The 7285-nt window shown below is 66.5% G+C and carries 5 protein-coding genes; 1 reads left to right on the forward strand and 4 read right to left on the reverse strand.

Features of this window, described 5'->3' with window-relative positions; all coding sequences use genetic code 11:
• Positions 1-123: 123 nt before the first annotated feature.
• Genes rfbA through rfbC form a run of 4 tightly spaced genes read right to left on the reverse strand, consistent with a single transcriptional unit; the run spans position 124 to position 3486 of the window.
• Positions 124-1026: a glucose-1-phosphate thymidylyltransferase RfbA gene (rfbA, locus tag QPR87_RS23205; RefSeq protein ID WP_011748406.1), complete on the reverse strand. Its 903-nt coding sequence runs from the start codon at positions 1024-1026 to the stop codon at positions 124-126.
• Positions 1023-1874 (reverse strand): dTDP-4-dehydrorhamnose reductase, encoded by an 852-nt coding sequence (gene rfbD / locus QPR87_RS23210; RefSeq protein WP_285051533.1) that lies wholly within the window; start codon positions 1872-1874, stop codon positions 1023-1025. Before rfbD ends, rfbA begins: the two co-directional genes overlap by 4 nt.
• The gene (rfbB, locus tag QPR87_RS23215) at positions 1871-2908 is read right to left on the reverse strand and encodes a dTDP-glucose 4,6-dehydratase (RefSeq protein WP_011748408.1); all 1038 of its coding nucleotides are present in this window, start codon (positions 2906-2908) and stop codon (positions 1871-1873) included. The genes rfbD and rfbB overlap by 4 nt, the downstream gene beginning before the upstream one ends.
• Positions 2905-3486, reverse strand: a complete 582-nt coding sequence (gene rfbC, locus QPR87_RS23220; protein ID WP_011748409.1) for a dTDP-4-dehydrorhamnose 3,5-epimerase — start codon at positions 3484-3486, stop codon at positions 2905-2907. Before rfbC ends, rfbB begins: the two co-directional genes overlap by 4 nt.
• A 187-nt stretch (positions 3487-3673) precedes the next feature.
• Between rfbC and QPR87_RS23225 the strand changes: the two genes are divergently transcribed.
• Complete coding sequence (locus QPR87_RS23225) at positions 3674-7192, forward strand: calcium-binding protein (RefSeq protein ID WP_285051534.1); 3519 nt, start codon at positions 3674-3676, stop codon at positions 7190-7192.
• Positions 7193-7285: the final 93 nt, after the last annotated feature.

The following is a 7285-nucleotide window of genomic DNA, read 5'->3' on the forward strand; positions in this document are numbered from 1 at the left end:
CAGGGTCGCTTGGCTTACCCAGACAATGCGGCTCGATCTTCGCCCACTGGGCATCCGTCAGAACATCGCGATCCATCCGGAGGATGAATCACATCAACCCCCGTTTGTGAATCCCCACACGCCCTAGTCCTCCTCGCCCAGCAGGCGCATCAGATAGCGGCCATAGGCGTTTTTCGAGAATTGCGCCGCCCTTGCCCGCAACTCGTCGGCGGAAATCCAGCCGGCTTCGAAGGCGATCTCCTCGGGGCAGCCGGTTTGCAGGCCCTGGCGGTTTTCCAGCGTCCGCACGAAGTTTCCCGCATCCAGCAGGCTCGCATGCGTGCCGGTATCCAGCCAGGCGAACCCGCGGCCCATCTTTTCGACGCTCAGCTGGCCTTCGTGCAGATAGCTTTCCAGAAGCGTGGTGATCTCCAACTCGCCCCGGGCCGAGGGCCGGACCTCGGCCGCGCGGCGCGGCGCGGTGCCGTCCAGGAAATAAAGCCCGGTGACCGCGAAATTCGACGGCGGCTGGGCTGGCTTTTCGATGATGGCCCGCGCACGCCCCGTCGCGTCGAAATCGACGACACCGTAACGCTCGGGGTCCGAAACCTGGTATCCGAACACCGTGCCGCCGGTTGCCCGGCGATCCGCGGCCTCCAGCAGCAAGGGCAGGCCATGGCCGAAAAAGATGTTGTCGCCCAGCACCATGGCCGAGGGCGCACCCGCCAGGAAATCCTCGGCCAGGAGATAGGCCTGCGCCAGACCGTCCGGCGAGGGCTGCACCAGGTATTCGAATCTGAGGCCCCATTGGCTGCCGTCGCCCAGCAGGCGGCGGAACTGGGCCTGATCCTCGGGCGTGGTGATGATGACGATCTCGCGGATACCGGAGAGCATCAGCACGGTGATCGGGTAATAGACCATCGGCTTGTCGTAGATCGGCAGCAGCTGCTTCGACACGCCCATGGTGATCGGGTAAAGCCGCGTGCCCGAGCCGCCGGCCAGGATGATGCCCTTGCGATGACTGGCGGGCCTTTCGGATTTGGTCATGTTTTCAGCTCCTGCAATACCTTGGCGAGACCGGCGCGCCAGTCGGGGCGACCGATGCCGAAATCCCGCGATATGGCGGCGCAGTTCAGGCGTGAATTCACCGGGCGCCGGGCGGGGGTGGGATAATCCGCCGTGGAAATGTCGGTGACGCGGCAGGAAAGCCCCGCCTGCGCCATGATCTCGCGCGCGAAACCGGCCCAGCTGGTGTCGGGGCCGCCCGCGAAATGATAGATGCCGCCGCGCGCGGCATCGGCACGCATGGCCCCCAGCATGGCAAGACAGGCGGCGGCGATGTCGCCGGCCGGGGTCGGGCCGCCCTGCTGGTCGGCGACGACGCGCAACTCCTCGCGCTCGGCGCCCAGCCGCAGCATGGTCTTGAGGAAATTCGCGCCATGGGCCGAGAACACCCAGGACGTGCGCAGGATCGCCCATTGCCCGCCGGCCGCGGCAATGCCCCGCTCTCCGGCCAGCTTGGTCGCGCCATAGACACCCAGCGGGCCGGTCGGATCGGTCTCGGACCAGGGCCGCTCGCCCGAGCCGTCAAAGATGTAGTCGGTCGAGATATGCAGGAAGGGCACGCCGATCTCAGCCGCCGTCCGCGCCATGGCGGCGGGGGCATCGGCATTGATGGCGTGGGCAAGCTCGGGTTCGGATTCGGCGCGGTCCACGGCCGTATAGGCGGCGGCGTTCAGCACCGCCGTGCAGCCCGATGCGCGAATCGCCGCGGCGCAGGCGGCCGCATCGGTCAGCTCGGCCTGATCCCGACCCAGAAAGCGCGCTTCGGGCGCCAGCCGCGCAAGCTCGGTCGCGACCTGCCCGCTGCGACCGAAGACCAGCAGGCCCTTCATGCCTTGCCAAGCCTTTCGCCCACCCCCTGGCGAGTCAGGAGCGGTCGCCACCAGTCCTCGTTCGCCAGATACCATTCGACGGTGCGCCTCAGCCCCTCCTCGACCGTGACCGAGGGACGCCAGCCCAGTTCGGAGCGGACCCGGCCCGGGTCGATGGCATAGCGCCGGTCGTGGCCCGGCCGGTCGGTGACGAAGGTGATGAGCCGGTCATGCGGTGCGGCATTCGGCCGCAGCCGGTCCATATGGCCGCAGATGGTGCGCACCAGGTCGATATTCCTGGCCTCGTTCTCGCCGCCGATATTGTAGCTGCGGCCGATGCGGCCCTTTTCCAGCACCAGAAGCAGCGCGTCGGCATGATCCTCGACATAAAGCCAGTCGCGGACATTGCCGCCGTCGCCATAGACCGGAATCGGCCGACCGTGCAGCGCGTTCAGGATCACCACCGGCACCAGCTTTTCCGGAAAGTGGAAAGGCCCGTAATTGTTCGAGCAATTGGTCAGCACCACCGGCAGGCCATAGGTCTCGTGCCAGGCGCGGACCAGATGGTCCGAGGCCGCCTTGGACGCCGAATAGGGGCTGCGCGGGTCGTAGGGCGTATCCTCGGTGAACTGGCCGGTCTCGCCCAGCGAGCCGAAGACTTCGTCGGTCGAGATATGGTGGAAACGGAAACCCTCGGGGCGGCCCTGCGCGGTCCACCAGGCCCGCGCCGCTTCCAGCAGGTTGTAGGTGCCGGTCACGTTCGTTTCGATGAAGGCGCCCGGCCCGTCGATCGAGCGGTCCACATGGCTTTCGGCAGCCAGATGCATGATCGCATCGGGCCGATGCTCGGCCAGGATGCGGTCCAGCGCGGCCCGGTCGCGGATATCCGCCTGCTCGAAGGCATAGAGCGGGCTGCCGGAGACCGATGCGACATTCTCCAGATTGGCGGCATAGGTCAGCGAATCGAGGTTCACCACCCGGTGCCCCCGCGCCACCGCCAGCCGCACCACAGCCGAACCGATGAACCCCGCGCCACCGGTGACCAGAATCTTCATATTCCCGCCTCGTAACCGAAAGGCCCCTCATAGGTGAAAGGGCTGTCAAACTCGTTCAATACCGGGGCGCCTGCGTCCTTGGCCGACAGGATCGGCTGGCCGGAAACGCCCCAGTCGATGCCGATACTGTCCCAAGCCACCGCCCCATCGCAATCCGGCGCGTAATAATCCGTACATTTATACAGGATTTCCGTATCCGGTTCGCGGGTGACGAAACCGTGCAGAAAGCCCGGCGGAATCCACAGCTGGCGGCCGTTTTCAAAGGACAGCTCGCAGCCGGTCCATCGGCCATAGCTCGGGCTGCCCTTGCGGATATCGACCGCCACGTCGAAAAGCCGCCCGCGCCCGCAGCGCACCAGCTTGCCCTGGGCATGTGGCGGCGCCTGGAAATGCAAGCCCCTCAGGGTGCCCGCCGCGGCGGATAACGAATGGTTATCCTGAACGAATTCCGGCAGGTCGAGCCCCGCGTCATGCAGGGTCTTTCGGCTCCAGCTTTCGCAAAAGAATCCACGTTCATCACCGAACCGCCGCGGAACAAGGACCAGAACGCCCGGAAGCGAGGTCTTTTGGATCTGCATCTGTCTCTACCAGATTTGCTTCACGCAGGGATGCGTATGGAGGAACTCCCGAATGCGCGCAAGCCGTGCGCCGGCGCCGAATCTATGCCTGCGGACATTAAAATGCACGGGGAATTCTGCGTGACTTCAAGGGGTGGTTGGGCACCTTGTCGGAACATTATCCCGACCCCCACAAATGAACCCCGCGATGCGCTACCGTCACATTGCCACCTATATCGGCCCGCAGGCCCCCTTCGTGACCAATATCGCGAATCTGCGGACCTATGCGGGGCCGGACGGCCATGCGCTTTACAGCATCACCCATGTCGGGGGCGGCATCGCCGCCTATCGGATCGCCTCGGCCGACCAGCCGATCGAGATGATCGGCACCCGGCCCCATGCCGCCTCGATGGGTTATGCCGGCACGCCGAACGCCAGCATCGTCACGCTGGGCGACGATCCGGTGCTGTTCGGCACCGGGCTGCGCGATGCGCTTGGCGCCGGCATCCGGCTGGACGGCGGGGGCGGGTTCCGCGACGGCGCGCGACTGACGGGGCCAGGCGGGTTGCCGGGCGACGTGATCCGGCTGGGCCAGTTCCAGACCCCGCTGGGCGATTTCCTTTATTCTGCACGCGACGGGCAGACCGCCTTCGACATCTGGCGGCTGTCGGGCGACGGCAGGGTCAGCCATGTCACCCAGGCCGCGCTGCCGCCGGGGCCCAACGTCCAGGGCACCGAGATCGACGCCATGCTGGTCGCTACGCTGGGCGACCGCAGCTTCGTCGTCTCTGCCTCCGCCACCGGCAATTATGTCGCGGTGCAGATGATCCATGCCGACGGCTCGGTGGGGACGGCGCATATGCTGTGGTCCTGGCGCGGCCTTGGCATGGACCAGCCCAGCCATCTGGGCACGGTCACGGTCGGCGGCGTGACCTATCTGGTCGTCGCGGCATCGCAAAGCTCGTCGCTGACCACCATGCGGCTGACCTATGAGGGCGAGTTGCTGCCGGTCGATCACGTCATCGACGAACGCAGCACCCGCTTTGCCGGCGCCACCGCGCTGGAAACCGTCACCATGGACGGCCGCGCCTTCGTCTTCGTGGGCGGGGGCGACGACGGCATCAGCGTCTTTACCGTGCTGCCCGAGGGCCGGCTGATGCATCTGGCCACGCTTGCCGATGCGCATGATCGGGCGCTGGCCGATGTCTCCGCCCTCTCGGCGCTGGTGATCGACGGCAGGATCGCGCTTTTCGTCTCGTCCCGCACGGAAAGCGGCATCACGCAGTTCGTTTTCGAGCCCGGGCGGATCGGGCTGACACGGGTCGTCGGCGCGGGCTGGCAATCCGGCACCGGGGGCAACGACATGATGATGGCCAGCGCCGGGACGCGTGGGCTGGACGGCGGCGCGGGCGACGACATCCTGATCGCCGGCGGCAGCCCTGTGCAGATGACCGGCGGCGCCGGCGCGGACATCTTCGTGCCCATGGAGGTCAACGGCAAGATCACCATCACCGATTTCGAGCCGGGCGTGGACCGGCTGGACCTGTCCTTCCTAGGCATGATCCGCAATGTCGGGCAGCTGGGGTTCAGGCCGGAAAGCTATGGAATCAGGATATTTTACGGAAATTCGGTTATCTGGGTCATGACACGCGACAACACGATGCTCCAGGCGAGCGCCTTCGACAATTCCCTTTTCCCCATCGCCCATTACGCACCGCCCGACATGCGCACGACGGTGACCGGCACCCCGCGCAACGACACGCTGAGGGCCGGCCGCAACGGCTCGGACGTCTTTGGCCAAGCCGGCCACGACCTGCTGCTGGGCGGGCTGGGCGAGGACAGGCTTTATGGCGCGCTTGGCAACGACACGCTGGAGGGACGCGACGGCAACGATCAGCTTTACGGCGGCGACGGCAACGACCGGCTGTTCGGCGGCAAGGGGAACGACCTGCTCAATGGCGGCAACGGCAACGATTATCTCGTCGGCGGCGCAGGCGCCGATACGCTGCGGGGCGGTGCCGGAAACGACACCCTGGCCGGCGGCGACGGAAACGACCTGCTGTTCGGAGGCGCGGGGAATGACAGCCTCACCGGCGGCGCGGGGGCCGATACGCTTTATGGCGAAGGTGGCGACGATACCCTGGCCGGATACGCCGGCAATGACCGTCTTTACGGTGGCGCGGGCAACGACCTGCTGCTCGGCGGCGCGGGCCATGACAGCCTCGTCGGCGGCGCGGGCAACGATACGTTGCGGGGCGAGGCCGGAAACGACACCCTGGCCGGCGGCGACGGAAACGACCTGCTGTTCGGAGGCACGGGGAATGACAGCCTCACCGGCGGCGCGGGGGCCGATACGCTTTATGGCGACGGCGGCAACGACACGCTGGCCGGGTATGCCGGCAACGACCATCTCTTCGGTGGTGCGGGCAACGACCTGCTGCTCGGCGGCACAGGCCAGGACAGTCTCGTCGGCGGCGCGGGCAACGATACGCTGCGCGGCGAGGCCGGAAATGACACCCTCGCCGGCGGCGACGGCAACGACCTGTTGTTCGGAGGTGCGGACCATGACAGCCTGACCAGCGGCGCGGGCGACGATACGCTTTATGGCGACGGCGGCAACGACACGCTGGCCGGATATGCCGGCAACGACCGCCTGTTCGGCGGCGACGGCAACGACCTGCTGTTCGGAGGCGCGGGCCATGACAGCCTCGTCGGCGGTGCGGGCTCCGATACGCTGCGGGGTGGCGAAGGCAACGACACGTTGGCCGGCGGCAATGGCAACGACACGCTCTGGGGCGAGGCGGGCGACGATCTGCTGCAAGGCGATGCGGGCGACGATCTTTTGGAAGGCGGCCCAGGCAACGACACCCTGCTGGGCGGCGAGGGATACGATCGGCTGCGGGGCGGCGAGGGCAACGATATGCTGATGGGCGGTCGCGGCCACGACACGCTTTACGGCGAATCGGGCGCGGACGTGCTGCATGGCGACGAAGGGCATGACCTGCTGTATGGCGGCGATGGCGGCGACACGCTGTTCGGCGGGGCCGACAACGACACGCTGTATGGCCAGGCCGGCGATGATTCGCTTTCGGGCGGTCTTGGCAACGACGCCCTGTATGGCGGCTTCGGCAACGATACCGTCCATGGCGGTGACGGCCACGACCTGATCGAGGGCGGGCCGGGCAACGACATGCTTTACGGCGATGGCGGCAGCGACACGCTTCTCGGCGGTCTGGGCGACGACTTTCTGGACGGGGGCGACGGCAATGATGAGTTGCATGGCGGCCTGGGCGGCGACACCCTGTCCGGCGGCGCAGGCCATGACAGCCTGTTCGGCGATGCCGGCGACGACCTGCTTGGCGGCGGTGACGGCCATGACCTGATCGAGGGCGGCGACGGCAACGATACGCTGGTCGGCGGACGCGGCTGCGATACGCTGGTCGGCGGGCTCGGAGCCGATGTGTTCGTCTTCTCCGCGCCCGAAGACCTGGACGGCAGCACCGATGTCATCCTGGATTTCACGTCCGGCGAGGACAAGATCGACCTTTCTGGCCTTGGACTGACCTCCATCGGCACCGATGATTTCTCATCGTCTGACATTGTCATCTCGGTTCTTGGCCCGGATTTTTTTGTTGTTTTTGTTGACCTTGACTCAGACCGGCGCGCCGATCTCGTGCTGGAGGTCTCCGGGTCCGCCCTGCTTTTTGCGTCGGATTTTCTGCTTTAGCGTTCGAGGAGTTTTCGGTGGTTTCTTTCGAGCAGTGCCAGGCCGGCGAGCAGCAGGGTCAGGGCGACGCCGACCACGAATGCGCGGCTGAGA

It is taken from the genome of Paracoccus sp. SSJ, assembly GCF_030234105.1.
In the GTDB taxonomy this organism is placed as follows: Bacteria; Pseudomonadota; Alphaproteobacteria; order Rhodobacterales; family Rhodobacteraceae; genus Paracoccus; species Paracoccus denitrificans.

Bases quoted from the DNA above. Each gene is read 5' to 3' on its own strand.
- QPR87_RS23225 (WP_285051534.1), top strand. From the start codon at position 3,674: ATGCGCTACCGTCACATTGCCACCTATATCGGCCCGCAGGCCCCCTTC.
- rfbC (WP_011748409.1), bottom strand. From the start codon at position 3,486: ATGCAGATCCAAAAGACCTCGCTTCCGGGCGTTCTGGTCCTTGTTCCG.
- rfbA (WP_011748406.1), bottom strand. From the start codon at position 1,026: ATGACCAAATCCGAAAGGCCCGCCAGTCATCGCAAGGGCATCATCCTG.
- rfbD (WP_285051533.1), bottom strand. From the start codon at position 1,874: ATGAAGGGCCTGCTGGTCTTCGGTCGCAGCGGGCAGGTCGCGACCGAG.
- rfbB (WP_011748408.1), bottom strand. From the start codon at position 2,908: ATGAAGATTCTGGTCACCGGTGGCGCGGGGTTCATCGGTTCGGCTGTG.